General features: G+C 41.4%; 30 protein-coding genes. 18 read left to right on the forward strand and 12 right to left on the reverse strand.

Annotation, left to right across the window (positions count from 1 at the left end; genetic code table 11):
* Nucleotides 1-86: 86 nt before the first annotated feature.
* The 3 genes from serS to CLV57_RS15190 all read left to right on the forward strand — a co-directional run bounded on the left by serS (nucleotide 87) and on the right by CLV57_RS15190 (nucleotide 2877).
* The gene (gene serS, locus CLV57_RS15180; RefSeq protein WP_100342232.1) at nucleotides 87-1358 is read left to right on the forward strand and encodes a serine--tRNA ligase; all 1272 of its coding nucleotides are present in this window, start codon (nucleotides 87-89) and stop codon (nucleotides 1356-1358) included.
* 130 nt (nucleotides 1359-1488) lie between these two features.
* Nucleotides 1489-2091 carry a helix-turn-helix domain-containing protein gene (locus CLV57_RS15185; RefSeq protein WP_100342233.1) on the forward strand — a complete coding sequence of 201 codons (603 nt, stop codon included), beginning with the start codon at nucleotides 1489-1491 and terminating at the stop codon, nucleotides 2089-2091.
* A 186-nt stretch (nucleotides 2092-2277) separates the two neighbouring features.
* Nucleotides 2278-2877: a helix-turn-helix domain-containing protein gene (locus tag CLV57_RS15190; RefSeq protein WP_100342234.1), complete on the forward strand. Its 600-nt coding sequence runs from the start codon at nucleotides 2278-2280 to the stop codon at nucleotides 2875-2877.
* 70 nt (nucleotides 2878-2947) lie between these two features.
* On the opposite strand, the gene CLV57_RS15195 is transcribed toward CLV57_RS15190, so the two are convergent.
* The 3 genes from CLV57_RS15195 to CLV57_RS15205 form a co-directional block, all read right to left on the reverse strand.
* Nucleotides 2948-3484, reverse strand: coding sequence for an RNA polymerase sigma factor (locus CLV57_RS15195; RefSeq protein ID WP_100342235.1), 537 nt, complete (start codon nucleotides 3482-3484; stop codon nucleotides 2948-2950).
* A 236-nt stretch (nucleotides 3485-3720) separates the two neighbouring features.
* Entirely contained in the window at nucleotides 3721-4740 is a 1020-nt protein-coding gene (gene murB, locus CLV57_RS15200; protein WP_100342236.1) for a UDP-N-acetylmuramate dehydrogenase, read from the reverse strand.
* 184 nt (nucleotides 4741-4924) lie between these two features.
* On the reverse strand, nucleotides 4925-5290 hold the full coding sequence (locus tag CLV57_RS15205; protein WP_100342237.1) for a hypothetical protein: 366 nt from the start codon (nucleotides 5288-5290) through the stop codon (nucleotides 4925-4927).
* A gap of 331 nt (nucleotides 5291-5621) precedes the next feature.
* Here CLV57_RS15205 and CLV57_RS15210 point away from each other — a divergent pair, with 331 nt between their 5' ends.
* A complete protein-coding gene (locus CLV57_RS15210) occupies nucleotides 5622-6476 on the forward strand; it encodes a hypothetical protein (RefSeq protein WP_100342238.1) in 855 nt (284 codons plus the stop codon).
* Nucleotides 6477-6511: 35 nt separating this feature from the next.
* On the opposite strand, the gene CLV57_RS15215 is transcribed toward CLV57_RS15210, so the two are convergent.
* The 3 genes from CLV57_RS15215 to CLV57_RS15225 all read right to left on the reverse strand — a co-directional run bounded on the left by CLV57_RS15215 (nucleotide 6512) and on the right by CLV57_RS15225 (nucleotide 9094).
* Nucleotides 6512-7240 carry a YoaK family protein gene (locus CLV57_RS15215; protein ID WP_100342239.1) on the reverse strand — a complete coding sequence of 243 codons (729 nt, stop codon included), beginning with the start codon at nucleotides 7238-7240 and terminating at the stop codon, nucleotides 6512-6514.
* A 127-nt stretch (nucleotides 7241-7367) separates the two neighbouring features.
* On the reverse strand, nucleotides 7368-8489 hold the full coding sequence (locus CLV57_RS15220; protein WP_100342240.1) for a DUF3810 domain-containing protein: 1122 nt from the start codon (nucleotides 8487-8489) through the stop codon (nucleotides 7368-7370).
* Nucleotides 8490-8566: 77 nt separating this feature from the next.
* Nucleotides 8567-9094, reverse strand: a complete 528-nt coding sequence (locus tag CLV57_RS15225) for a DUF2911 domain-containing protein (RefSeq protein WP_100342241.1) — start codon at nucleotides 9092-9094, stop codon at nucleotides 8567-8569.
* Between the two features lie 270 nt (nucleotides 9095-9364).
* On the opposite strand from CLV57_RS15225, the gene CLV57_RS15230 reads away from it, so the two are divergent.
* On the forward strand, nucleotides 9365-11017 hold the full coding sequence (locus CLV57_RS15230; protein ID WP_100342242.1) for an ArnT family glycosyltransferase: 1653 nt from the start codon (nucleotides 9365-9367) through the stop codon (nucleotides 11015-11017).
* 8 nt (nucleotides 11018-11025) lie between these two features.
* Here CLV57_RS15230 and CLV57_RS15235 read toward each other — a convergent pair whose 3' ends face one another.
* The gene (locus CLV57_RS15235; RefSeq protein WP_100342243.1) at nucleotides 11026-12183 is read right to left on the reverse strand and encodes an MFS transporter; all 1158 of its coding nucleotides are present in this window, start codon (nucleotides 12181-12183) and stop codon (nucleotides 11026-11028) included.
* Between the two features lie 204 nt (nucleotides 12184-12387).
* Here CLV57_RS15235 and CLV57_RS15240 point away from each other — a divergent pair, with 204 nt between their 5' ends.
* The 8 genes from CLV57_RS15240 to CLV57_RS15275 all read left to right on the forward strand — a co-directional run bounded on the left by CLV57_RS15240 (nucleotide 12388) and on the right by CLV57_RS15275 (nucleotide 19741).
* Nucleotides 12388-13401, forward strand: a complete 1014-nt coding sequence (locus CLV57_RS15240; protein ID WP_100342244.1) for a fatty acid desaturase — start codon at nucleotides 12388-12390, stop codon at nucleotides 13399-13401.
* 45 nt (nucleotides 13402-13446) lie between these two features.
* On the forward strand, nucleotides 13447-14349 hold the full coding sequence (locus CLV57_RS15245) for a hypothetical protein (protein ID WP_100342245.1): 903 nt from the start codon (nucleotides 13447-13449) through the stop codon (nucleotides 14347-14349).
* Between the two features lie 59 nt (nucleotides 14350-14408).
* Complete coding sequence (locus tag CLV57_RS15250) at nucleotides 14409-14762, forward strand: hypothetical protein (protein ID WP_100342246.1); 354 nt, start codon at nucleotides 14409-14411, stop codon at nucleotides 14760-14762.
* A 29-nt stretch (nucleotides 14763-14791) separates the two neighbouring features.
* Nucleotides 14792-15145, forward strand: coding sequence for a glycoside hydrolase (locus tag CLV57_RS15255; protein ID WP_100342247.1), 354 nt, complete (start codon nucleotides 14792-14794; stop codon nucleotides 15143-15145).
* 80 nt (nucleotides 15146-15225) lie between these two features.
* Complete coding sequence (locus CLV57_RS15260) at nucleotides 15226-15597, forward strand: hypothetical protein (protein WP_100342248.1); 372 nt, start codon at nucleotides 15226-15228, stop codon at nucleotides 15595-15597.
* 86 nt (nucleotides 15598-15683) lie between these two features.
* Complete coding sequence (locus CLV57_RS15265) at nucleotides 15684-18068, forward strand: TonB-dependent receptor (protein ID WP_100342249.1); 2385 nt, start codon at nucleotides 15684-15686, stop codon at nucleotides 18066-18068.
* 4 nt (nucleotides 18069-18072) lie between these two features.
* Nucleotides 18073-19536: a PepSY domain-containing protein gene (locus tag CLV57_RS15270; protein WP_100342250.1), complete on the forward strand. Its 1464-nt coding sequence runs from the start codon at nucleotides 18073-18075 to the stop codon at nucleotides 19534-19536.
* Between the two features lies 1 nt (nucleotide 19537).
* Nucleotides 19538-19741: a heavy metal-binding domain-containing protein gene (locus CLV57_RS15275; protein ID WP_100342251.1), complete on the forward strand. Its 204-nt coding sequence runs from the start codon at nucleotides 19538-19540 to the stop codon at nucleotides 19739-19741.
* Nucleotides 19742-19774: 33 nt separating this feature from the next.
* Here CLV57_RS15275 and CLV57_RS15280 read toward each other — a convergent pair whose 3' ends face one another.
* The 4 genes from CLV57_RS15280 to CLV57_RS15295 all read right to left on the reverse strand — a co-directional run bounded on the left by CLV57_RS15280 (nucleotide 19775) and on the right by CLV57_RS15295 (nucleotide 21965).
* Nucleotides 19775-20272 (reverse strand): DinB family protein, encoded by a 498-nt coding sequence (locus CLV57_RS15280; protein WP_100342252.1) that lies wholly within the window; start codon nucleotides 20270-20272, stop codon nucleotides 19775-19777.
* Between the two features lie 92 nt (nucleotides 20273-20364).
* Nucleotides 20365-20730, reverse strand: coding sequence for a helix-turn-helix domain-containing protein (locus tag CLV57_RS15285; RefSeq protein WP_100342253.1), 366 nt, complete (start codon nucleotides 20728-20730; stop codon nucleotides 20365-20367).
* Nucleotides 20731-20795: 65 nt separating this feature from the next.
* Complete coding sequence (locus tag CLV57_RS15290; RefSeq protein ID WP_100342254.1) at nucleotides 20796-21137, reverse strand: hypothetical protein; 342 nt, start codon at nucleotides 21135-21137, stop codon at nucleotides 20796-20798.
* Between the two features lie 141 nt (nucleotides 21138-21278).
* Nucleotides 21279-21965 carry a S24 family peptidase gene (locus CLV57_RS15295; protein ID WP_100342255.1) on the reverse strand — a complete coding sequence of 229 codons (687 nt, stop codon included), beginning with the start codon at nucleotides 21963-21965 and terminating at the stop codon, nucleotides 21279-21281.
* A gap of 194 nt (nucleotides 21966-22159) precedes the next feature.
* On the opposite strand from CLV57_RS15295, the gene CLV57_RS18410 reads away from it, so the two are divergent.
* Nucleotides 22160-22336 (forward strand): hypothetical protein, encoded by a 177-nt coding sequence (locus tag CLV57_RS18410; protein WP_157799176.1) that lies wholly within the window; start codon nucleotides 22160-22162, stop codon nucleotides 22334-22336.
* 55 nt (nucleotides 22337-22391) lie between these two features.
* The gene (locus CLV57_RS15300) at nucleotides 22392-22817 is read left to right on the forward strand and encodes a hypothetical protein (protein WP_100342256.1); all 426 of its coding nucleotides are present in this window, start codon (nucleotides 22392-22394) and stop codon (nucleotides 22815-22817) included.
* A 58-nt stretch (nucleotides 22818-22875) separates the two neighbouring features.
* Here CLV57_RS15300 and CLV57_RS15305 read toward each other — a convergent pair whose 3' ends face one another.
* Nucleotides 22876-23442, reverse strand: coding sequence for a hypothetical protein (locus CLV57_RS15305; RefSeq protein WP_157799177.1), 567 nt, complete (start codon nucleotides 23440-23442; stop codon nucleotides 22876-22878).
* 172 nt (nucleotides 23443-23614) lie between these two features.
* Here CLV57_RS15305 and CLV57_RS15310 point away from each other — a divergent pair, with 172 nt between their 5' ends.
* Genes CLV57_RS15310 through CLV57_RS15320 form a run of 3 tightly spaced genes read left to right on the forward strand, consistent with a single transcriptional unit; the run spans nucleotide 23615 to nucleotide 26054 of the window.
* A complete protein-coding gene (locus CLV57_RS15310) occupies nucleotides 23615-24070 on the forward strand; it encodes a terminase small subunit (protein ID WP_100342258.1) in 456 nt (151 codons plus the stop codon).
* A gap of 35 nt (nucleotides 24071-24105) precedes the next feature.
* Nucleotides 24106-25332: a PBSX family phage terminase large subunit gene (locus CLV57_RS15315; protein WP_100342259.1), complete on the forward strand. Its 1227-nt coding sequence runs from the start codon at nucleotides 24106-24108 to the stop codon at nucleotides 25330-25332.
* Complete coding sequence (locus CLV57_RS15320) at nucleotides 25329-26054, forward strand: hypothetical protein (RefSeq protein WP_100342260.1); 726 nt, start codon at nucleotides 25329-25331, stop codon at nucleotides 26052-26054. Before CLV57_RS15315 ends, CLV57_RS15320 begins: the two co-directional genes overlap by 4 nt.
* Nucleotides 26055-26125: the final 71 nt, after the last annotated feature.

Below are 26125 nucleotides of genomic sequence, written 5' to 3' on the forward strand. Positions count from 1 at the left end.
GACCATAGCTTCATCCAAACAAAAACTATGGACCATGGACTATCGGCTATCGACTAATTTATATCTTTGCCTTAAAATTAAAAACAATGCTGCAAGTTAGTTATATCCGCGATAACCGCGAACTGGTTTTAGAACGTTTAGCTGTAAAAAATTTTAAACAGCTTGATCTGGTTGATGAAATTATTCAATTGGATGATAAACGTCGTTCCACTCAGGCTAAACTTGACAACACTTCCGCTGAGGCCAACGCTGCCGCCAAACAAATTGGCGAACTGATGCGTACCGGCAAAAAAGACGAAGCCGAAGCTATTAAAAGCAAAACCGGCGTTTGGAAGGAAGAGATAAAACAATACAACGAACAACTTACAACTGTAGAGGCAGAGCTTTTTGAGAAACTGGTATTGCTGCCTAACCTGCCCCATTCATCTGTACCAAAAGGTTTAACGCCTGAGGACAATGAAGTAGTATTGGAGAATGGCGACAAGCCTCAACTAATAGAAGGCGCCCTACCCCACTGGGAACTGGCGGCTAAATATAAACTCATCGATTTTGAACTGGGGGTTAAAATAACCGGTGCGGGTTTCCCGGTTTATACCGGAAAAGGTGCCAAACTGCAACGCGCTTTGATCAACTTCTTTATTGATGAGGCCGAAAAAGCAGGGTACGCTGAAGTTGGCGTACCGTTGATGGTTAACGAAGCATCAGGTTTTGGTACAAGTCAGCTGCCTGATAAAGAAGGGCAAATGTACTTTGTTACCGAGGACCAATTCTATTTGATCCCGACTGCCGAAGTGCCTATTACCAACTTATACCGCGATGTAATTTTGAAAGGTGAAGAACTGCCTGTTAAAAACTGCGGACATACGCCTTGCTTCCGCAGAGAAGCAGGCTCATACGGCGCGCATGTGCGCGGCTTGAACCGCTTGCACCAGTTTGATAAGGTAGAAATTGTACAGGTGGCCCATCCCGATAAGTCTTACGAGATTTTGGAGGAAATGAGCGCACATGTGCAGGGGTTGTTACAAAAGTTGGGTTTACCCTACCGTGTATTGCGCCTGTGCGGTGGCGATATGGGGTTTGGTTCTGCTTTAACTTATGATATGGAAACCTGGAGCGCGGCACAACAACGCTGGCTGGAGGTATCATCAGTATCTAACTTTGAAACCTACCAGAGCAACAGGTTGAAACTTCGTTTCCGTAATGCTGAGGGTAAAACACAACTGGCGCATACGCTTAACGGCAGCGCTTTGGCTTTACCGCGTATAGTAGCTACTTTGTTAGAAAACAACCAAACTGAAAACGGAATTAAAATTCCTGAAGCATTGGTGCCTTATACAAGGTTTGATCTTATAAACTAATAATCAATTTGTTGTAGTAAACTCCGCTCAATGTGTTTGAGCGGAGTTTGTTTTATGGCGCAAACATGTCGCATATATGTCGCTGAATATTACCTTCAATGCTGTTTAGATTTGTGAAAAAAAGTACAAAATGAAAGACAACATCATAGGTGAAAAGATAAAATCACTTCGAATTGCACAGGGCTTCAGTCAGGCAGAACTTGCCAACCAAACTGCGTTGAGTTTAAGAACAATTCAGCGGATAGAAAACAGCGAAACCGAAGCAAGAGGCGATAGTTTGATACGACTGTCAAAGGCCTTAAATGTAACTCCCGCAGAACTAACAAAAAACCCTGTAGATATTAATGCGGCACCGCGTCTTGAAAATAACAGCTATCTGTTAATGCTTAATTTATCGGCCATATGCTTTTTAGCTTTTCCGTTATTGGGTGTAATAGCCCCACTTGTATTATGGTCGTTAAAAAAAGGTTCCATTTACAACATAGACCTGGTTGCTAAACGGGTGATAAATTTTCAAATCTCGTGGGTTTTATGCGGCATTTTTCTGTGGGTAATTGCAGTTATTTTAACAGCACTAAAAACGAACGGCATTATAGATCTTGGCTCAACAATAATCCTTTTTTCAGGTGTATTCGCAATGTATGCCATTAACCTCACCTACATCATTACCAACACTATAATATTATTAAGAAAACGTACCGTAGTTTACCAACCTGCAATTAATTTTTTCTGAAGTTAGTATTAAGAGTTAATCACTAAAAAAACCCCGCTGGCGATAACCAGTGGGGTTTTCTTTTGTACTATGTTTATACAAGTGATAGAATTGATTTGGATAATTGCTTATTGTCGCAAACTCGTCATCAATATGTCGTTTAATTTTTTGTATATTGATATTTAGCTTTGCTGCAAACCTTATAGAATGAGTGGCAATAAAATAAAAAAGCTAAGGGTATCGAAAGGCTTAAGTCAGGCAGACCTGGCTAACCTAACTGCTTTAAGCATCCGGACCATACAGCGCATAGAAAACAATAACACCGAACCGCGAGGCGATAGCTTATTGAAATTAGCAGCGGCACTAAATATCGCGCCGCGAGAATTAACGGTAAGTGAAATTTCCACAGATCAGCATGATTTACAGGATAATCAAACCTATTTAGTACTTTTAAATTTATCTGCACTAACTTTTATTTTCTTCCCGCTTTTAGCGGTATTCGCTCCTTTTGTGCTATGGCATTTGAAAAAAGATATCAAGGGAATTGATGCCGTTGCAAAGCCGCTGATTAACTTCCAAATATCGTTTTTACTACTTGGCTTAGTAGTGCTGTCAGGTGCAATTGCTAATCAGGAATTACATTGGCGTTTAAAATTACCTTATGAACTTGGTGGGTATAGTTTTTTTGAATTATTACTATTTGGCGTTCCCGCCCTTAACGTTTTATACATAGTTACAAACAGCATATTAATAGCAACTAAGCGCCCCGTCCTATACAAGCCAGCAATTAAATTCATAAAAAGTTAAACCACTAAAAAACCCCGCTGGTTATAACCAACGGGGTTTTTCTTTATATATGTTGAGTTTAATTTTCTAATTAGTTTTCAGCGTAGATAGGTTTTTTAACACCATTATCATAAGCTTTAAGGCTTTTCTTTAACAGCTTACGTGCTACGTGAATACGCGTTTTAACAGTTCCGATAGGAATATCCAGATGGTCTGCTATCTCGTGATATTTGTGACCTTCAAAGTACATGGTGAAAGGTACATAGTAATCAGCAGGTAACCTGTCTAATGCTTTTTTGATATCATCCATCACAAATTTTGATTCGCCCTGATTTTTGGTTGAGCTGAATACCAGGTTAGGTGAAGATATCTCGTCAGATTTAGTTACGAAGGTGCTCATTTTAACAAAACGGCGGTAGTTGTTTATGAAAGTGTTTTTCATAATGGTATACAACCATCCTTTTAAATTAGTTCCTTCTTTAAACTTGTTATAATAAGTTATCGCTTTCAAAATAGTGTCTTGCACTAAATCATTTGCGTCGTCTGCATCGTGAGTAAAGTGTAAGGCATATGACCTTAAAGAACTTGCTTGACGTAATACCAGGGTGTTAAACTCAATTTTTGTCATTTTGCTATCGTTTTGTATTCCTTTTAAGACAAAGTTGATACCACAATAGCCCATTGTTACATTTATTACAACGTTTTCAATGACTTATGGATGACGAAAGCACAAATAAGGCACAATCGTCCCAAACAAACAAAACACACTGATTTTAAGGGGATTAAATAGCTTAACACCTTACATAAAGAGATGTGTATCGTAAAAAAGACACATCACAAATGCACTTAAAAAAAAGTTTTAAATTATTTTACAATGTTCACTTCGCGTTGTAGGGTAACGCCAAATTTAGTGTACACACTGTCTATGATTTGCGACGAAAGGTTGTACACCTCTTGTCCTGTAGCGCCGCCATGGTTAACTAAAACCAGCGCCTGGTTCTTCCACGTGCCGGTATTTCCAACCACTTTTCCTTTCCACCCGCATTGTTCTATCAACCATCCGGCAGCCAATTTAACCAAGCCATCGCCAGCCGGAAAATGTACCACCTCCGGATTTTTTTGATGAACAGCCTCAAATTCAGCGGAAGTAATAACCGGATTTTTAAAGAAGCTGCCCGCATTGCCTATGGTTGATGGATCGGGCAGTTTGCTAACGCGAATGTGCGACACCACCTGCGATACATCTTTAATAGTTGGTTCGGTTATACCACGGTTCGCCAGTTCCTGCTCAATGGCACCATATTTTAAATTTAGCTGAGGAATCAGCGATAAATGAAATTTTACAAAAGTAATAATGTACTGTCCTTTCAGCTCATCCTTAAAAACACTTTCGCGGTAGCCAAATTTGCAGCAGGCTTTGGTAAACGTTTTGAATTTTCCGGTTGCTATCTCAAATGCTTTACAGCTTTCAAACACATCTTTCAACTCAACACCGTAAGCACCAATATTTTGTATGGGAGATGCACCTACCGAACCCGGTATTAAACTCAGGTTTTCCATACCGGCAAAATTGTGATTGACGCAGTAACTAACCAGATCATTCCACACCTCGCCTGCCCCCGCCTCTACAAAAACATCATCATGATTAATGCGGTGTTCAATGCCACGTATGTTAAGGCGGATAACCAATCCGTCAAAATCATTAATGAGCAACATATTGCTGCCGCCGCCCATTACCAGGCGCTGGGTTTGCTGCCATTGCGGATCCATAAAAAGCTCCACCAGCTCATCTTCATGAGCTATCTCAACAAAGTATTTGGCGTGGGCATCAACACCAAAGGTGTTAAAGTTTTTTAGGGATACGTTTTCCTGTATTTGCAGCATGTGGGCGAATTTCGGAAATATTTTTGACTGTCCACCAGATTGCTGACGCGTTTAGACAAGTTCTGATATGAGGCAGGCCTTTTGAGTAAGGTAAACTACTCAAATCATTACAGAAAAGCGTTGGATCAGTATCAAAAAACAAAAAAGTCGTTTCTTAAAGAAACGACTTTAAATTGTAGATGTTTTAATCGTAAATCGCGGGAGGTGTAGTAGACCCTGTATAAGTAAATGAACTGGTTGTTTCTGTTCTCTTAACTATCAAATGGGCCACATAATTTGGAATTGACGGATTGTATACACCATTGCTGAAAGAATACACATCGTACCAGCCAAATCCATAAGTATACATTACACCGGTTATAGTGTTTGTTGAATTGTCAATGTAAACCCTGTAGGTAATACCATCTCGGGTAAAGTCTCCTAATTCAACAATGCTCTGCTTAGCAGTAGCAGTTCTGTTTACATGTTGTGGGTGATCAATGTTTTTAAATGAGAAAGCAGGAATAAGCAATACTAATGCGAATGCTGACATGAAAATTTGTTTTTTCATACAATTTTAAGTTAGGTTAATATTAAACTATTAGTCAAATTTAATTTTTAACATACTTAAAATCAATATATAAAGAAAAAATAATTTAATTATAGGTTATATATGATCTAAATTATATAAGTGAGTTGTATTTGACTAAATGAGGTAGATTGACACCAATTTTACTGCAAGCCAACACCGTCGATTGCTTAGTTTTAATTTTGTCATTACTACTTATAAAAGATTAAGTGCAGACTTAGCAAAGGTAAATTAGACTACGATTATTAAATAACTTGAGAAGGAGGCGCAGATTATTCAAAAATAGATTAGCTTGCAGTACCAATTCCTTATTATGAAACAACTCTTTTTGATTATATCATTTTTAGTCTCTTCTATAAACGCTATTGCTCAGGAAATAGACCTGGATAAAGTTGCAGACAGTATACGTGCCGAGGCAGAAGTGCTTTACCGCTCGGAATTTGCTTCATGGCATGGCACGGATATTTTTAAAGAGAAATGCGGTTCAAAACTTAAGCAGGCCGGCGGATATTTATCTTACGACAACGGCACCAACCTAATTAACGTTTTCTATTCGGCCCAGGCCAATACAACAGTATTGGCTACTATATCATTCAATTATGATTTCAATCCGGGCAATTATAAATTAGATACAACTGAAAGGGTGATGAATAGTAACGAGAGTGCGCTTTACAAGATCCGAGCTGCAGCAATAGCTGATATGCGGAAAGACACCTTATACAAACTTTATAACAATACGAGTTTGAATCCGATACCATTGGTAAACAAAGGCAAAAAAATGGTATACATACTTACCGGACCAAGCGTTAATGGCGTGGTTATATTCGGTAATGACTACTTGTTGAACTTTGACGACAACAATAACATCACCTCCAAAAAAACGCTTCATAAGAATATAATTCCTATATATACCAATACTCCTGACAGCAAAACAACGGTGGCTCAGATGCATACTCATCTACCCGAAACAGGCGACTTTATTACCGCTACAGACATATGCACGTTACGGCTTTACAAGCCATTAAGCGGTTGGAAACAGCATTATGTTACTTCGAAAAAATATACATCAATATGGGATGGTGATAAAAATGATTTGCTAATAATGACTAATGAAGCCTTAAAACGGATAAGTGAAGACCATAAGGAACGTTCGAAAAGCTCAAATTAATATCTATGAATTAATTCAAAATAAATCCGAGTGTGTTACCTGCGCTTTAACCGCAAAACGACTTTATGTATTCTGAACCTGAAAATGTCATAGAACATAACAACAATGAGTATTGCTGCCGGGATAAAAAACTCCTTCAGTTTAAAAACCGGATACCAATAAGCTGCCGTTACACATCCGAGGAAAAAGAAAAAGATAATTGCCAGGCGTAAAAATACGCGCTGCCTCAACAACCTGGCATCCTCGGTTTTGTTGATTTGTAATAATGCCGACAGGTCAATACCCAGATCGGTAAATATGCCCGTTAAATGCGTGGTACGCACTACGGAACCCGAAACCATGGAAACCATGGCATTTTGCAAACCCATAGCAAACAGTAAACATCCGGCTAACAGTCTGGTATTGGTAACAGATTGCGGCATGTTTGTTCCGTAAACGGCAACAAACAGCAATATCACTATTTCTATACATAATGATATGGTGTATGCAAAGCGATGCTCCTTACCCACCTTTCCAATTATAAAACTTGATACCATAGCGCCGCCTAAAAACAGCAGCATCCACAGGCCAACGGTTCCGGCTGCTGGAAAATCTGCAATGGCCAGCTTTTCGGCAAACAGGGCAACATGACCGGTTACATTGGTAGTAAGCACATAAAACGACAGGAAGCCTGCGCCATTAACAAACCCGGCTGTCAAACACAGCAACGCTGCTAACCGCAGGTTGTGCGCGTACGTACGGTATTTGCCTGTATGATGTAGCATTTTATTTGTGTTTGATGCAGGATGGTCTGCATAACGGAAACCACTAAATTACAAAACAAAGCAGCCCCAAGCAAAACAGTGAACGCCTATAGCAATACAGGTGGCCAAGTTGGCTGCGGTGTGGCTCTTACCGGCTCTTGGTGGCCTTTGGTGGCTCACCTGGACCAGAGCCTCCACCTGCTTTATACCAGTTGACCAACAGCAACACCATTTGGTTATAGGTATCCATCCCCATGGGTTGGTTGTTGGCCTTTAAAAAATCATCATAAAACATGCCGCTTAAGGCACCGGCCTTACCCCGGAATGACAGCCAGTAGCGGCGTTCGGCAATAAAGTCGTAACGCACCTGCGGAGATAAGCGCAATCTTAGTCCTTTGCTGATGGTGGTATCTCTTCGGCGCATGGCCCACATGCATTCGCCTAAAGCCATTTGGTAAACCGAGTATCGTAATAACCTGTCGTTTGAGCGCACACCTGCCAAAAAGCCGGCAAAGCTGGCTTCATCTTCGGCTCCAAAACCCGTTTGGTGCGAAAGTTCATGGCAGGCCACCGCGGGGCGGGTTATTAAAGGCATCTGGTAGTTCATCTGCGCCTCGCCGGTAAAAGGGTTGTAATACCCGGAAGTTGACAAATAATTAATGATGGGTGTAAGCAATGAGGGCTTTATGCCCGGATAATAGGTGCGGAAATTAGCTGAATCTGCCGATAGTTTTTTGATGGCTAACAGTGCATTGGCGTAAATAGCAGTATTGGTTTGTAAAGTGTCCTGATGCTGTAGCCGGGCACGGGTAGCATTGGCGCTGTCTATCATAATAGAGGTAACGGCTTGCAGGTCAGCGGTGGTATAAGCGGTGTCGCGCAGGTTTAAACGTTCTGCTGCAGATGGGCGGAAATAATTCAATCCCCAAAACAGGTAAAAAATAAGGTAGGCCACCTGTATGCCTATTGCCAAGCCAAGCACTCCCCTGCCTATAACCTTAAACTGTTTTTTAAACAGCAGGTAGATACACCTGCCCAACAAGTATAGCAGATACCCAATAACCGCGATATAAATAACATCGCCAATGCTGAAAGGTAATATGTTTAACAGCGGATGCAGTACATAACAAACCCCTACATAAAAGGCTTGCGAATAATACCGTTCAACCAGCTGCGGATAGTTGGTAAAAACACCAAGCAGCCATATAGCCACCGCTAAAGCAGCTATAGTTATAAGTTGTTTCAGGTAAGGGTTAATTGGCTTTGGCATTACGCAAATATAGTTGCTGCAAACAAAAAAGCGCCCTGAGTTGGTCAGGACGCTTTTATTGAATGTTTAATATTTAATTATTTAATAGATACAGGCACTTCAAGTTTATCCCAAACCAATGAAAAACCGTTTGCTGATGCAACGTATTTCAAGCGCTCAGTCATTGGCGCTGGTTTAGGTTTAACAGTTACTTCCAATACATTCTTTGCAGGGTCAGCGTTAGCTGTACCATCTCTTTTTATACCCCACTGACCTGTTTCGGAGTTGAAGGTAATTTTCCAGCTATCTTTTCCGGGAGTAGCAAACAATGTGTATTTACCTGCTGCCAATTTTTTACCTTCTACCATAATGTCTTTATCTGTGATAAAAGTGGTTGCCTGATTAGCACCCGCTCTCCACATCTTATCATAAGGCACAAGGTCGCCCCATACGGTCCTGCCATCTACAGCAGGACTGCTATAATTAATGGTGATTTTAGCACCTGCAACTGTAGTTTTAAGGCTATCTTTTAGACTGGTACGTCCCTGTGCAAATGCCGTTGATGACACTAAAAATAATGCGAATGCGAAACATGCAACCGCTACATACTGAAATACTTTTTTCATGATTTTTCTTAAGCTTGATATTGTTCTGTTTAATACAAATTGGTACCGCTAATATAAGCGATTAGTTATTAAACGCTGTTATATTCAAATTATGTTTAAAATTTTCAAAACTAAATATTAAGGTGCCTTGTTTATTATTCGTGCTCGCGTTGCAATTAGGAATAGACCCGAGGGTTAACCATACCCCAAGGTTAAACAATTGTTGTGAGTTGGCCCTTGCCGCGAGGCAGGGGTTTTTTGTTTGTGCTTAATTATGCCTTAATTTGAGGCATGAAAAAACAGGAAAAGCTGTTTTACCTGCTGTTTATCCTTCTTGCTTTTGCGGTTAACCTTAGCGGCATCACCAACGCTTTTTTTACCGATGACCCCGGTTTGTATGGAGCCATTGCCAAAAACATGCTTTACCGTAACGACTGGCTCTCCCTTTACAGTTACGGGCAAGACTGGCTGGACAAACCCCATTTCCCGTTCTGGATGGCGGCAGTTAGTTTTAAAGTTTTTGGTATAAGTACATGGGCCTACCGCTTGCCTGCGCTGTTGTTTTTTGCTATGAGTTTGTGGTATACTTACTTGTTAGGCAAAAAATTTTATACACAGGAGATAGCTTTCATAGCCGTGCTCATTGTGTTTGCATCACAGTATGTGATAATGAGCAATACCGATGTTCGCGCCGAGCCCTACCTGATGGGTTTGATCACCGGCGCCATCTACCACATTACCGGCCTCTACGATAGATTTAGTGTAAAAGACCTGTTGCTGGCCGCCCTGTTAACCGCCTGCGCCATCATGACCAAAGGAATTTTTGTGTTGGTGGTAATTTATGGCAGTTTGTTAGGGCAACTTATTTTCACCGGCAATTTCCGTCAGGTATTTTCTTTTAAGTGGATAGGATTATTTATCCTCACCCTATTACTAACCGCGCCTGAGGTGTATGCACTGTATGTACAGTTTGATCTCCATCCTGAAAAAACGGTATTTGGTAGACAGGACGTATCAGGCATTAAATGGTTTTTGTGGGATAGCCAGTTTGGGCGCTTTGTGAACAGCGGACCTATCAGTCAGCAAAAATCGGGCGATGTGTTTTTTTATATGCATACCTTGCTTTGGGCCTTTGCTCCATGGTGCCTGCTGTTTTATTACGCTTTGTATAAGCGGATACGCGGCATGATCAAAAAAGAAAAACAACCAGAGTTCTATACTATTGTTGGCAGCTTGTTATTGTTATTACTGTTTTCCCTTTCGCGGTTCCAGTTACCGTTTTATACCAATATTTTGTTCCCGCTGTTTGCATTGATAACTGCTCCCTACTGCTTTGAACAGCTGGAAACATGGGGTAACCGCATACGCATTATATCGTGGTGGTTATACATAGCTGCGTTTACTTTGGGCGTGTTCCTGATCAACTTTTTGCTTCAACCCGACACCTATGGATGGTTGGCAGTTGGATGCATTTGGTTTTTCGGGCTGATCAACATTACCAGTAGCCTGGTTAAACACAGGGTTAAGGTCACGTTTTTTATCGCGATAGCGGCTTCGCTATTTGCTAACTTTTACCTGGCTACCTATCTCTACCCGCTGTTGGGTAACTATAACGGACAAATAGCCGCCGCGCAATACCTTAATCAGCCTCAATTTAAAGACTACAGCCCGTATTCTTTAAAACAAACCAACAACGTTTTTCAGTTTGAATGCAACCGGCCCGTTGGGTACATTCCATTAGAAGATTTTGGCAAAGCTGCCACATCGAAAAACATGGCATACTATGCTAACCAGCAATCGATTGATTATTTGCGGGAACAAAACATACCGTTCAAAGTAATGGCCTCCTTCACCAATTATCCGCAGGAACGCATATTGCCGGCCTTTATTAATAAAGACAAACGGGAAACAACTTTAGATAAAGTATATCTGATAACTAAATAAGCGGTTTACTATTTATCATCCTCTATGCGGTAAACCAGCAACACTATCATTAATCCCAAAACAGAAATTAGTCCGAATGATGCCCGCAGGTTAATAGCTTCGGCAATAAAACCTACTAAAGGCGGTACCAGCAAAAATCCCAGGTAACCAACTGAAGAAATTGATGCGAGCGCGGCGCCACCGCTCATGGTTTTTGAGCGACCGGCCAACTGAAAGATCATAGGTACAATGCATGATACACCAAAGCCTACCATTACAAAACCCAGGGCCGCAAGTAACTGATAAGGGAAAATAACCGACAGCATTAATCCTACAAAAATAAATAACCCGCTGCCGCGTAGCATGTTCTTAATTCCAAAACGGTTTACTATGGCATCGCCTATAAACCTGCCTATGGTCATGGCTATCATGTAAACCACAAAGCCTTCGGTAGCATTGCCTTTGGCTACCTGTATTACTTTTTCAAAGTAAATACCGCTCCAATCGTACATGGTATTCTCGCAAGCCATGCAGCAAAAGCAGATCAACGAAAAAACGATCAGTGACTTTTCAGGCAGTGTGAATATCTTTTTCTTAGGCTGAGGTACGGGCGGCTGGTAAATGGTACCTGATATAAAACCGAAGGAACAGATAATCAAAAATATACTCATCAGCAATAAATGCTGCGCGGTGCTTACACCGTAATGCACGGCAAAATAACCTAAAGCCGCCCCCGCGAAACCTGCCAGGCTCCAAATGCCATGAAAGTTGGCCATGATGGATCGGTCGTATAGTGTTTGTACGGCCACTGCCTGCGCGTTGGTTGATATGTTGAACAGGTTGCGTGATGCACCCAGCAAAAACAGCACAGGTATCAACTGCCATCCTGAGGTACAAAAACCAAGTATGCCTAAAATTACAGCGAATAAAGTTGCCCCGATCAGCATTACGGTGCGGCTGCTGTATTTGCTTAATAATTGCCCGGTGAGCGGTATGGTTACCAATAAGCCAATAGGCATGGCAAATAATATTCCGCCCAGTTCGGCCTCATTTAAATTAAGCTGCTTTTGAATGTTGGGGATGCGCGAGGCCCAGGTAGCATAACCAATCCCCGACAGGAAAAAGAAAACCGCATTAGCTAAACGTAATTGCCGGGGTGTTTTATGGTGAGTGGGGGTTTTTAGCACAGTGGTGCAAAGGTAAGTAATACGCCTTGAATGATTGGAACGTTAACCACCGATTCTCCATCTGCCAATTTAAGATCAAACTACCTTTACTTACTGTTCACAAATTTAAATTTTATAACTTTTATGTAAAATTTTATAATTATTTTTGAAAAATAGAGTTTTAAGGAACTAACCGATTTAAACTAAAGAATACTAACTGATAAAATGGCTAAAAGAACCGATTTCTATTACTCGGAAGCGTCCGAACCACACCGTATACGTACCAAAAAAATATTAAAAGAATTTCCGGGATTAAGAAACCTCATTGGCAAAAACCCAAACACTATTTGGGCAATAATTGGTTTGGTATCTTTTCAGTTAATTTTAGCCTGGCTATTGCGTGATCAATCATGGTGGTTGGTTTTTGGCGCCGCTTACTTATTGGGTGCATTTGCAGACCACGCCCTTTTTGTTATGATACACGAGTGCGCGCACCAATTAATATTTAAAGGTAAAAGCGCCAATCGCTGGGCGGGTATATTGGCCAACATGCCGCAGATCTTCCCGAGCTCTATCTCATTTGAGCGTTACCATATTAAACACCACTCTTTTCAGGGTGTACATGAGTTAGACGCCGACTTACCTAACAAATGGGAAGCTAAATTGATCAATAACTCATTTTTAGGTAAAGCTTTATGGTTACTGTTCTACCCGGTGTTCCAGGTTTTCCGTTTATCTCGCTTACGCGAAATTCAAACATTTGACATCTGGATAGTAACCAACCTGTTGGTACAGGTTGCCTTCACAGCCGCCATTTATTACTTTATGGGATGGCATTCACTGGCGTTCCTGCTGTTAAGTTTCTCGTTCTCTGTAGGTTTACACCCGCTTGGCGCCCGTTGGATACAGGAACACTATTTAACGCACAGTGTTGAACAGGAAACTTACAGCTACTATGGTGGTTTAAACAAAGTGGCCTTTAACGTAGGCTTCCACAATGAGCATCATGATTTTCCTTCTATTCCGTGGAACAAGCTTCCGCAAATAAAAAGCACGGCTCCGGGATATTACGAAACCTTGTATTACCATAAATCATGGACCAAGCTGTTCTTCCGCTTTTTGTTTGATAAAGAAATATCACTGTTTAACCGCATACTGCGCAGAGAGCGTGGCAAAGTAGCGCTTACAGATGTTTCAAAACCCGACGTAGAACTGGTACAGGTGCAGGCACAGGCTTAACACAAGCGCTTTTTAAGTTATATTTGCTGTATGTTATTCCCCCGAATGAGCAGAAGCAAAAGGCTTAAATACATTGCTGCGGTAGTTATTCTGTTATTTATTGGCGCTTATGCAAGGCACAGGTATCTGGCAAATAAAATTACTGTAACAGGTAGATTGCAGGACAGAAGCATGTCTGAAGCATCGGGCATTGCGGCATCGGGCATCAATAATGAAATATTTTACGTACACAATGATAGCGGCGACACCAGCCGCTTTTTTGTTATAAACGATCATGGTCAGCTCATCAATACCGTTTACTTTAAAGGAGATGGTTCACAGTACAGAGGTGTAAATGATTGTGAGGATATAGCCGTTGGCCCCGGCCCGGAAACCGGCAAAAGCTATATTTATATTGGTGATATAGGCGATAACTTTTTTGTAAGACCTACAATCATTATCTATCGCATTCAGGAAAGCAAAAGCTTATTTGATAGCAATAAAAAGCAGGTAAAGGCAACTCCTATTTATTTAAGATACCCGGATGGACCAAAGGATGCTGAGACATTAATGATAGATCCGCTGGAAAAGCTGTTATATATAGTAACTAAACGCGGCGATAGAGTTGGTGTATATACAGCATCACTCAACTTTACGCCCGGTGACACCACAACGCTAACTAAAAGGGCTACGCTCACCTTCGGCGGCATAAAGCCGCTTAAATGGATAACCGGAGGTGATATTTCGAAAGATGGCGAACACATTTTATTGAAAAGCTACCAGGAAGTTTATTACTGGGACCGCAAAGAGGGCGAAAGCGTTTGGCAAAGCATGCAGCGTAAGCCTTATAAGCCACGTTATGAAGAGGAAAAACTGGGCGAAGGTATTGGCTTTAGTGCTGACGGCAAGGGCTATTATACCGTTGGCGAAGGCGTGTTTGCTCCTATTTATTATTATAAAACGCCTTAAAATTTTAAAACTTCTGCCTATATTTAAGCCGACCGAAACAACCATTTATACTAAAAATCATGAAAAAAACATTTACAATTGCAGCGCTACTGGTGTGTAGCTTTGCCGCTGCCTTCGCAGCATTTGCAGACCTTTCGGGGAAATGGAAAGGTATGATGAAATTTAACGACATGGAATTTCCGCTTAACTACACTTTTAAAGTGGATGGCGAGAAATTAACCGGAACCATTGGCTCCGATCAGGGCGAATTCCCAATTGCTGATGGCAAGATCAAAGGAAGTGACTTCACCTTCACACTTGATTTTAACGGAGAGAAAATACCTAACACAGGTAAATATTATGGCGACTCAACCGTTATTACCTCTGAATTTCAGGGAATGAAAAACAAGATCAAGCTTACCCGCGCTCAATAACTTATTAATCACATTTAAAAATTATTATCATGAAAAAAAGATTATCAATTGCAGCTTTACTGGTATGCTGTTTTGCTGCTGCTTTCGCGGCATTTGCAGACCTGAACGGCAAATGGAAAGGCACTTTAAAAATTGCCGATTTTGAATTACCGCTAACCTATACTTTTAAAGTTGATGGCGAAACTTTAACCGGTGCCTGCTCTACAGACCAGGGCGACTTGCCAATATTGAATGGTAAAATAAAAGGAAGCGATTTTACTTTCGCTTTAGACATTCAGGGTCAACAAATGCCACAAGTAGGCAAATTTTACGGCGACTCAACCGTTATAACCTCAGAATTTCAAGGACAAAAAACGCACGTTAAACTATTACGCGCTCAATAACCCAATTTATAAAAAGGCTTGTTAATTAAACAGGCCTTTTTATTTGGTTTTCCTCCTCTCCTACGCTACTTTTGTTGCGCATGTTCACCAGACTTACTTCCATCGTTTTAATTATTGCGCTTTTATCAGCCAACTTTTCGCGCTTGTTTGTATTTGCCGGTTTTGAGCTCAACAAAAAATACATAGCCACAGAACTTTGCGAAAATTTAGATAAACCCTGGCTGCATTGCGATGGGCATTGTTACTTTATGAAAAAAGTAAAGCAGGCCCAGGAAAAAGAAAAAAGCGATGAACGCCAAACACAGAAAAGCCTTTTTCAGGAAGTGTTTGTAGCATCGGGCAACTCCATCAAATTTTATTCGCGAGTAATTAATATTATTTCCACACCTTACCATGCACCCAAGGCTACGCCTTTCCCGGGTGCTGTTTTTCGCCCTCCGCAGGTAGCATAATCAATTTCTTATTGTATTGTATGTTGATGAGCGGATCGTTGTGCGCGGACGATAGGTTGGTCGGCATAAATACCCTTTAACTTATTATGCACTATCAGGAGCGAAACACTCCTGCAATAATCATTCAGGTGAAAAAATATTCTATATTATTTCTGCTGAGCGTGCTGTATACTACAGTAACGTTAGGGCAGATAAAAGGCACTGTTACGGATGCCATAACTCACGAGGCACTCGCGGGTGCCGTTATATGCAAAGTTGATGGCAACACAACTTCAACCCTAACACAAACCAATGCGCGCGGCGAATTCAGCATACAACAAGCTTCAATAAAGGCCATTAAAGTAACTATGGTGGGCTATACGTCCGCAACTTTAACGGTAACCGATGGCGCCGAAGTAAACGTTGTGCTGGAACCATCGGTTACAGATTTACAAACTGTAATTGTATCAGCCAACCGCGAGGGGCAGTCGCGGCAAGATGCGCCCATTGCCATCAGCAAGATCAATTCAACACAAATTAAAGATACCAAAGCAACTGCCCTGTACCAGCTGTTGAACAAAACACCGGGCGTATACATGGTGAATTTGGGCAACGAGCAGCACACCATGGCCATAAGGCAGCCTATTACCTACAACGCGCTGTACTTGTACATGGAAGATGGCCTGCCTATTCGCCCCACGGGTATTTTCAACCATAACTCGCTTTATGAGATCAACATGTCGGGCGTAAAGGATATTGAGGTTATTAAAGGTCCGGCTTCATCACTGTATGGCAGCAATGCCATTGGGGGCGCAATAAACTTTATAACGCAAAACCCGCCTGCCGGCTATGCAGGGAATGTATCTGTACAAGGCGATAACTACAATTACCGCCGCATTGATGCTGATGGAGGTTTTACCAAAGGCAAATTCGGCTTTTATGTGGGTGGCTACCAGGCACGTCAGCGTGATAGCTGGCAGGATTACACAGATTTTGACAAAACCTCTGTAAACCTGAAAATGACCTATGATGCCAGCGAAAAAACCAAACTAAGTTTTACAACGGCTTACAATTATCTGAATACCCAAACACCGGGCAGTTTAGATGCAACCCGTTTTTACAACCGCAGTTACAGCAGCAACCAGCGCTTTACTTATCGCAGGGTAAAGGCGTTACGTGCATCATTAAAACTGGAGCATATGTGGAACGAAAAAAGCAGCACGTTTATCACGCTGTTTACCCGCGCCAATTCAACAGCGCAATTACCCAGCTATTTCATTTCGGATGTGCGCGATAATACCGGCGCTTACCTGAGCTCAAACGGACAGGTAAATGATCAACGCCTGCAAAGCTATGGTGTGTTGGCGCAGCACCGCATCAACATGGATTTTTTGAATTCGAGATTTATATTGGGTGGTTATTTGGATAACAGTCCGAGTTCGTTCTACTCGCAATATCTGGATATTCAAAAAGATGTAGCCCGTAACTACTATACCGGCTTTACTAATACAGGTAAATATATTGACGATTATAAGATCAAGCTGTTTAATACAGCGGCTTATGCACAATATGAAATGAACCCTGTTGAGCCGCTGCGTGTGGTGTTAGGTTTAAGGTATGACCACGTACATTACAACTTCAACAACAACTTAACCGCGGGTTCAAAATATAAACTGCATGAGGTGAATGACTTTAATATTGTAGCGCCCAAAATTGGCCTCACCTACAACTTTGGTAACAACAAAGGCTTATATGCCAATTACAGCGTAGGTTTTCAGCCACCCGAAACCGGCGACCTGTACAGCGCCCGTCAGCAAACGCCGCTTAAGCAGGCTACCTTTAACAATTATGAGTTAGGCGGATGGTTTTCGGCCTTCAATAAAAAGCTTTACGTAGAAGTAAGCTTATATGATTTGGAAGGACGGAATGAAATTATCAGTCAGCTGTTGCCTAATAACACCACACAAAACCAAAACGCAGGAGCAACACGCCACAGAGGTATTGAGTATGCTGTAACTTACGCGCCTGTACGGTCATTAAGCTTCAGGTTTAGCGGCACCAACGCGCAGCATCAGTATTTAGATTACAGCGAGGTGAGCACCAACTTTGCCACCGGTACAAGTACGGTATTAGTTTACAACGGTAACCGTATGGCCAACGCCCCTGCCTGGATAGCCAACAGCGAGCTGACTTATAAGCCCTTGTTTATTCCGGGTTTCCGTATTGCAGGCGAGTGGCAGCATATTGATAAATTCTTTACCAATCCGGCTAATACCAAAAGCTATGAAGGGTATGACATCTTCAACCTGCGCTTAGGCTACGAAGCCAAACAAGCTGCGCTAAAAGGTTTTGGTATATGGTTCAATGTATTGAATGTAACCAATAAACTATATGCTACCACTGTGGTGAGTAATCAGTATGGTGATACCTACACCGCAGCGCCGCCACGGGTTTACACATTAGGTTTAAGCTATTCGTTCTTAAAAAACTGATCAAATGAAAAAAAGTAACGCCGGTAACCAGCAAGCCAAACGACTGTTTTATAAGTGGCACCGAGTATTGGGCTTAATTGCATTAATACCGGTTATGGCATGGACCATCAGCGGGTTATCGCACCCGTTGATGTCTAACTGGTTGCGTCCATCTATTCCTAAAGAAGTTTTTGTACCCGGAACCCAGGACAAGATAGCCCCAAAAATTTCTTTGCATGAGGTATTGGCGAAGAATGGCGTTTCAGAACTTCGAAACTTTAGTCTGATACAATTCAGCAAGGGAGCGTATTACCAGGTATTGGACAAAGACAGCGTTTACAATTATTATTCGGCCAATGATGGCAGTTTACTACCTGATGGCGATAAGCTTTATGCCGAATATCTTGCCCGTTACTTTATGCAGGATAGCACCTCTGCAATAAAAGAGATGCATGTTCAGAAAAGTTTTGATAGCCACTACCAGCCCATTAACCGTTTGCTACCTGTTTGGAAAGTTACTTTTGACCGCCCCGGCGGTATGGATGTGTATGTTGAGACCGCGCAAAGCAGGTTAGGCACATTTAACAACAACACCAGGAAGTTTTTCCTGGTGTTGTTTGAGCAGCTGCACACCTGGAGCTTTTTAGCGGCTATTGGTGGTGAGCAGTTCAGGTTGATATTTATGTTATGCGTTGTGGGGGTAATGTTCTTATCGCTGTTAAGTGGTGTTACTGTTTATGGCCTTTTATGGAAGAAGTTTAAAGAAGTAAGGCAGAAAAGGCAAAACAATGACAAGCGGTTTATCCATCGCTACCACAGGCAACTGGGGCTCATCATGTCATTCCTTATGCTGACTTTTACCATAAGCGCTGCTTTTCACTTGTACATTACATTGTATAACTTAAAGGGCGAGAGCAAAGCCTACAGCCAACTAATAAAAGCAAGCGATTTGAAACTGAGCAACTTTAACCTGCCTGTTGCAGATAGCACCATATTCCGTACCGGGCTGGCAGAATTTGATGGTAAAAGCTACTATCAAATTCTTAATAACAAAAAGCAGATTGTATATATTAACGTGAACACAGGTGAGGAGTTAACGGATGGTGATCAAGCCTATGCACGCTTTTTGGCTTCTTATTATAAAACCTTTGGCGAACAAAAGAGAAAAGAAAAAGTATACGGAAAAACTGAGGTTACTCCGGTTAAACAATTCACAAACGATTACGGCTTCATTAATAAGCGGCTGCCTGTTGAAAAAGTTAGCTATCCTAACGATGGTGACTGGTACATTGAAACTACATCAGCAAAGCTGGCAACCAAAGTTGATGGTTTGGACCGCGCCGAAGGTTTAACTTTTATCTTCCTGCATAAATTTTTTTGGATGACCTGGGCCGGAAAAGATGTGCGCGATATAGTGAGCATGCTGGCAGCACTGGGCATTTTAGTAGTATCTTTGCTGGGCTTTACGGCCTTTATCAAAAACAAATAATATGATCAAAAATATAACCGCGGGATTAGCTTTTGCACTATTAGGCTTAACCGCCTGCAGCGGACCGGCAGAGAAAAAAGCACCTGTCAAAAAATACAAGTACGTATGCACCATGCATCCTGAAATTGGCGCCGATAAGCCCGGCACCTGTTCCAAATGCGGCATGGATTTGGTAGAACGCGACACTACCGAAGACGCTAAATAAAAAATGCCTGCCGGAATCGGCAGGCATTTTTTATTATTTGCCCATTTCGTCGGCACTTGGACCGTAAGATCCGGGAATAGGAATGTTTAGCAGGCGCAGAAAAACGCCCAGTTGTGCCCGGTGGTGTATAATCTGAGCAATACACATTCGTAGGGTTTCGTATTTATTTCTGTCAACCAGAATTTGTTCTCCATGGCGCAGCAACCAGCGCTTTTCAAGGTCTGCTTCGCTGAAATTTTGCAAGTGCGCGCGGCCGTCTGCGTATGATTGCTCGAAGAATTCAAGCAGGTCAGTAACGTTATCTATTTTACTTGGTTCATAAGGAGTAGTGGCAAAATCTAAACCATCAGTAGTAACGGTCATGGTTATCCACGCAGGCAATTCGGCTATGTGGGTAGTAAGCTGCTGCAGGTTCATGCTTTTTGGATGCGGCCTCCAGTCAAACTTATCTTGCGGAACTATTTTTAGGAATTTACGGGTGATTTGAGCTTCCTGCTCAATTTCATTCAAAAGGTTTTCAATGATTGTCATGGTTTGTTTGTTTTTGTTGATACAAAGAAACCATGAGGTGGTGACAGCCCTATGTCAGCAGGTTTTATAGCGATGAAAATATTTTTGTTTTCTTATCCTGCGGCTTTGCGCTCTTCGTCCCGGGAACCTTTCAGTTCCTTAATTTCCAGTTCAAAAGCGCGCATACGGGCATGTAGGATATCTACCTCCGTACGCATCATCTGTATTTCTGTAATAAGTTTGGCCGATTCCGGTTTGTTGATGTTCTTGTCGCCGGTACCCAATATCAACCACTCGGGAGAATAGCGTAACTGAAGGCACAATTTGCGGATGAGGTAGTAGCTCACCTCCTGTTTTTTATTGATAACCTTGCTGATAAAGCCTTGGTCTACATTAATGGCATTAGCCAACGCCAGTTGCCCACCGTGCTCTTTAACTATAATTTTGATACGTTTTACTATACCCTCGTCAGACAACATATGCCTGCAATTATAAACAATGTATATCCAAAACCGAAATACATCTTATATCATAGAACGTGAATTTACAGCTTGCTTGTTTTAAGTTGTAATTGCTGTAGCCTGTCATTATAATCGCGAAGACCAATCTTTTTATCGGCGTAAGCCGTTTCAAGTGTTTCCAACTCTTGTATCAGTTGCAGCTTTTTACCGTTGGGTTCGCCCTCGGTTCTAACGCCATTATCATATAAACTGCCATAAATATTATTCAGTTTACGTTCAACCGATTGTATCATTAATAATGACGGCGCTTTTTCGGCTTCCATTACAAATGCATTTAGCTTGTTTTTTTGCTTTTTGTGGTTAAAAACAATTATGGCAGTAACAACAAAACCACCTGCTATAAAATAAAGTATTAAATCATTCATACTGTTTAAGTTAATGGGGTATTAAAAACCGGTTACGATATTATTAAAATAATAAATATAAAAAAATAGCCGGCAAGAATACTTGCCGGCTATTTAGCCATAATTAACTTATTAACAACGAGTAATGAAATCAATACACTACTAATGGTTGTGCTTTTTATGAATATCCTTTACCAAACACAATTTCTTTATCTCGTCAATCTTTATAACAAATGGCGCGTACTTAAGGCGGTTGCCTATCATCTCTGTAACATTGTCTGAGTGCGCTATTACCTCATCCGGACTGTTACCGGCTAATAATCTTTTATACATGCGGTAATCGCCCCATTCAATATAATATACCTCGCCTGGCAGTATCTTCTTATCGTGGATGATCTTTAAGGCTACCCAACAACCGTTCTCTAAATAAGGATACATGGAGTGCCCCCAAACCGGTAGCGCAAAGTCGCAGTCCTCAATACCGGGAAAATTCATTCTGCCCACCGCCTGCTTGTCGTTTATATCATTATAAACCTCCACACCCGATGCTGTTACAGAAACCTCAAACATTGGAATGCCGCCACCCATTACAGCTACTGGCTGTGCAGTTGTTCCATTATCCAGGTAATCTTTAAAATATTCTTTAAATACCTTGAATTTTTCAGGATCTATATTCTGCCTGCTTTTAATTATTTCTGTAATAGAGCTGGTAGAATTAAATCCAAGTATCTCGGCCAGCTGCGCATTGCCTGTAAATGCCTTTCCCTTTAACTGGTTATACAGAATTATGAATTCCAATGTTTCCGGTCTTACGGTTTTGATTTTGTTGGGCTTGTCTTTGGTTTCCATAAATGTTAATAATTTTCTGAATTATTTCTTTAAATAAAGATATTTCTTTTCTATATTTGTATCACAACACAGCAATAATACAGCATATATTTTATAAATACAAATTTTATACAGAAATACAGAATAAATGAACTTACCGCCTTAAAAAATGACTACCTCAAAACTACCCTTTAAAACATTTTTAATACCTTATTATGTACCTTATCTATTCTGCACTTCAAAATCAGGCATCGCCTGATTCGAATGAACGAAACGTTCAGGAAAAGCAACTGCGTTATGAAGCTTATCGCGCAGTTTGCGAAAAGTACCGGCATGAGATTGCCGCGATACAGAAATATCTGCCCAACTGGAAACCGCGATTTGAGCAGTAAACTCACATAAACCAAACCGGCCCCGCGCCTGCGGGGCTTTAATTACTTATTGAAAATGATTAAGATCTCGCAAAAAACGAAAGACGCGATATGGTGGATGATCATATCGGTAGATTACAATTACAGCCGCATTAGTATAGCCGACCATGAACTGGGCGAAGATGCACTGACGTTGTGGCTGGAAGACAAGCACGACTTTAAAAACACTTTAGAGGAATGCCTGGAACTAAACATACCCTTTAAACAGCTGGCTAAAGTAATAAGAGCCGAAGGCTTAAACAGCTATGAAGGAACCAAAATTCACCCGCGCAAAGGCTTTATTTATAAAACCCGCATTGAAATAAACGAACCCATCCGTTGGTATAAAGAGGATGCAACTTTAACAGAGCAGCAATGGTTACGTGAAACGGTTGTTAAAATCTTACTTACACAGTTAGTGGAGAATGAAGTGGCTGACACAGAAATTAAATATGCCATTTAACATAGTAAACATATTATTATTTTTGTATATTTGTATTCACTGAAAAAGCTTTTAAAAATTACTTTATAAGATTAAATGTGCCGGTAGCACGCTGGTAGGTTGACTTACCCTTGGTGGCAAGTGTAGTATAAAAAGTACCGCGACTGAGTGTACTGTCCTGCTGGAATTTAATTAGGTAAAGTTTTCCAATATCGCCCGGGCTTATATATTTCGGCAAGGTATATTGAATAGTTCCTTTTTCTTCAGTACTTAACAGCAATTGTGTACCTGCTATAGTGGCGTTAGTATCTGGCCGGGCAATACCCGCCGAGCTTATGCCAAAACTCAATGTATGTTCTTTATTGATAGCGGTGATGCCAAAATATTGCGTACTGTCCAGTTCAACGGTAATAAAAGCAACAGAATCTGTAGCTGCATCAAAGGTATACGTAGAATCGCCTACATTAATTTTTAGCGTGCCTTTAGTTGCCAGATAAGTACCTGGGCTGTTAACGCTTACAACAGCACTTAAGGAATCTGATTTAACTACCGGTTTTAAACCTACAGGCCGCTCGTCTTCTTTTTGGCAGGCAGTAAATGCCACAAAAAGAAACATTATATAAGCTATGTGTTTAAATAATTTCACCGTGTAAAGTGCAGATAAACAAATATAATGCTAAATTATTGTCGGTTGTACATTTTAACATTTATTTAACGCTGCGAGTAAAAAATAACAATTAATTTATTTTAAAATGCTAAATATTTTAGCTATATTTGTATCTCAATTATGCCAAACGGCAACTAAATCATAAAATCACATGCCTAAAAAATTATTTAAGAGCGTGGCTGACCTATGCACCCTTGTGGAAGAATACTTTAAAAGCATTGAGGGTGAATACAGCATGGAGGAAAAGCCGCAAAAAAAATCAGAAGACTCTCCTGCACTACAAAAAGTAACTATCAGGGAGCCTGAACCGGCAACCATGGCAGGCTTAGCATTGCACCTCGGCTTTAACAGCAGAGACGAGTTTGATAAAATGGAAAAAGCAGGCAAATACTCCGCAACGTTACAACGCGCACGTCTCCGCGTAGAGGTAGGTTATGAGAAAAAGCTGCATCAGCAGTCGGCCAGCGGCGCTTTATTCGCTTTAAAAAACATGGGTTGGAATGATAAGCCCGACGACAAGCAAGTGCGTTCAAGCACAACCATCGCTATAAAATTAATTGATAGCGGCCCTGCACCTGCATCCAGCGAAAGAGAAGTAGCACTTTGATCTGCGCTTAAAAAACAAACATTTAAACTACAAGTATGGCAGCACAGGCATCAATACTGTTCAGGCGCAACTATGCCGCTACGGCTCAGGTGGTGGTCAATCAGGGCGGTACCAGTTCGGGCAAAACATTTGCCATTGAGCAGGTGCTGTTTTGTAAAGCCTGCGAAACCGGCAATCTGGTTATTACGGTTGTTGGGCAGGATATTCCGAACCTAAAAGCGGGCGCGCTCAGAGATGCGCTGAAAATATACAACGACTCAGAAGAGATAAAAAGCGCGGTTAAAAGCTTTAATAAAACCGACCGGATATTTGAGTTTCATAATGGCTCTATCATTGAGTTTAAGAGCTATGATAATGATCAGGATGCAAAGTCGGGTAAGCGCGACTACCTTTTCGTTAACGAAGCAAATGGTATAGACTGGCTGATTTACAGCGAACTTGCTTTACGCACAAGGATAAGGATATTTATTGACTACAACCCCAATACCGCTTTTTGGGTGCACGATAATTTGCTGGGTAAACCGGGTGTTGAATTGATCATATCCGACCATCGGCATAATCCTTTTTTGGATGATGCCTCGCGCCAAAAGATTGAGGGGTTAAAAGATGACGACGAAGAACGTTGGAAAGTTTATGCACGTGGCTTAACCGGCAAAATAAGCGGATTGGTACTAACCAACTGGCACTTATGCGATGCGATACCTGTTGATGCGAGGTTGTTAGCTGCGGGATTAGACTTTGGCTTTACCAATGATGAAACGGGATGTTTGTTGGTCTATCAAAAATCGGGTGAGTTATGGATAAACGAAGTTTTGTATGAAACCGGTCTTACCAATCAGGATGTATCTAAAAGATTGTTGCTGGCCGGGTTAACTAAAAGTCACGAGATAGTAGCAGATTCTGCCGAACCCAAATCAATTGAAGAATTGAAGCGATTAGGATGGTTTATCAGCGCTGCCAAAAAAGGGCCCGACAGCGTTAAGCACTCTATTGATATTTTAAAGCGCTACAAGCTCAACATAACCCGCCAAAGCGTCAACCTGCGTAAAGAATTGGAGCGTTATAAATGGCGTACAGATGCCTCGGGCAAGGCCACTAACCAGCCCGTTGACACCTGGAACCACCTGATCGATCCGCTGCGTTATGTGGCGTTAAACAAATTAAAGGTAAACGCAACAGGCGGAACACGTTCCCGTCTGCCACACCTCAACACTAATAATAGCAATAACAACGACCTATTGAACCAAATGATATCAGCATGATAGAAAAACCCATATCCACCATTACAGGTAAGATCACCCTGAAAATACCGTCCACACTGCAGGAATTAACCCTGGGCCAGCTAATGGCTATGCAGGAAAAACCTGAGCTGAATGACCTTGATGCGATCAGTATTTTATCCGGGACGCCAACGCAGGAATTACAAAACATAAAAAATGCAGATGATCTGCATGTGTTTGGCGAAGCTGTATTGTCATTAGCTAACCAGCTCAAGTATTTGTACAATAGCGACGAAATTCCGGAGCATGTAATATTCCATCATACAACAAAGCCATTGAAGATAAAGGTGATGCATAACCTGTCTGTTGAACCAGCGGGAGCCTTCCTTGCATCAAAAGACATTATAGCCACCGAGATCAACGAGCACATAAGCAAACATGGCGAAGAAAATTGGCAGGAAAGCTTTAACCCATCGTTAAACGCATGCTGCAAGGTGTTGGCCAATTACTTTTACTGCAAAGTTACCAAGGACAGGTATGATGAATATAAGATAGAAGAATTTTGCGAAACCATTAAACAATTGAGGGTAACGGAGGCGCTGCCCATCGCGAAACATTTTTTTATTTGCTATCCCAGCTTATACAAACGGAGACCAGGCTTTTGGCATCGGCTCCTACCCTTTTGGAAAAAAAAGCAGGCTTACAAAACTTTGAGCGGTTTAAATACATCAACACCGTTAACTCCCTCGCAGGCGGCGATCTGAGCAAATGGGACAATGTTTTGAACATGCCCTATGAGCGCGTATTAACCAAACTCCTGCTCAACAAAACCGAA

The organism is Mucilaginibacter auburnensis (assembly GCF_002797815.1).
GTDB classification, from domain to species: Bacteria; Bacteroidota; Bacteroidia; order Sphingobacteriales; family Sphingobacteriaceae; genus Mucilaginibacter; species Mucilaginibacter auburnensis.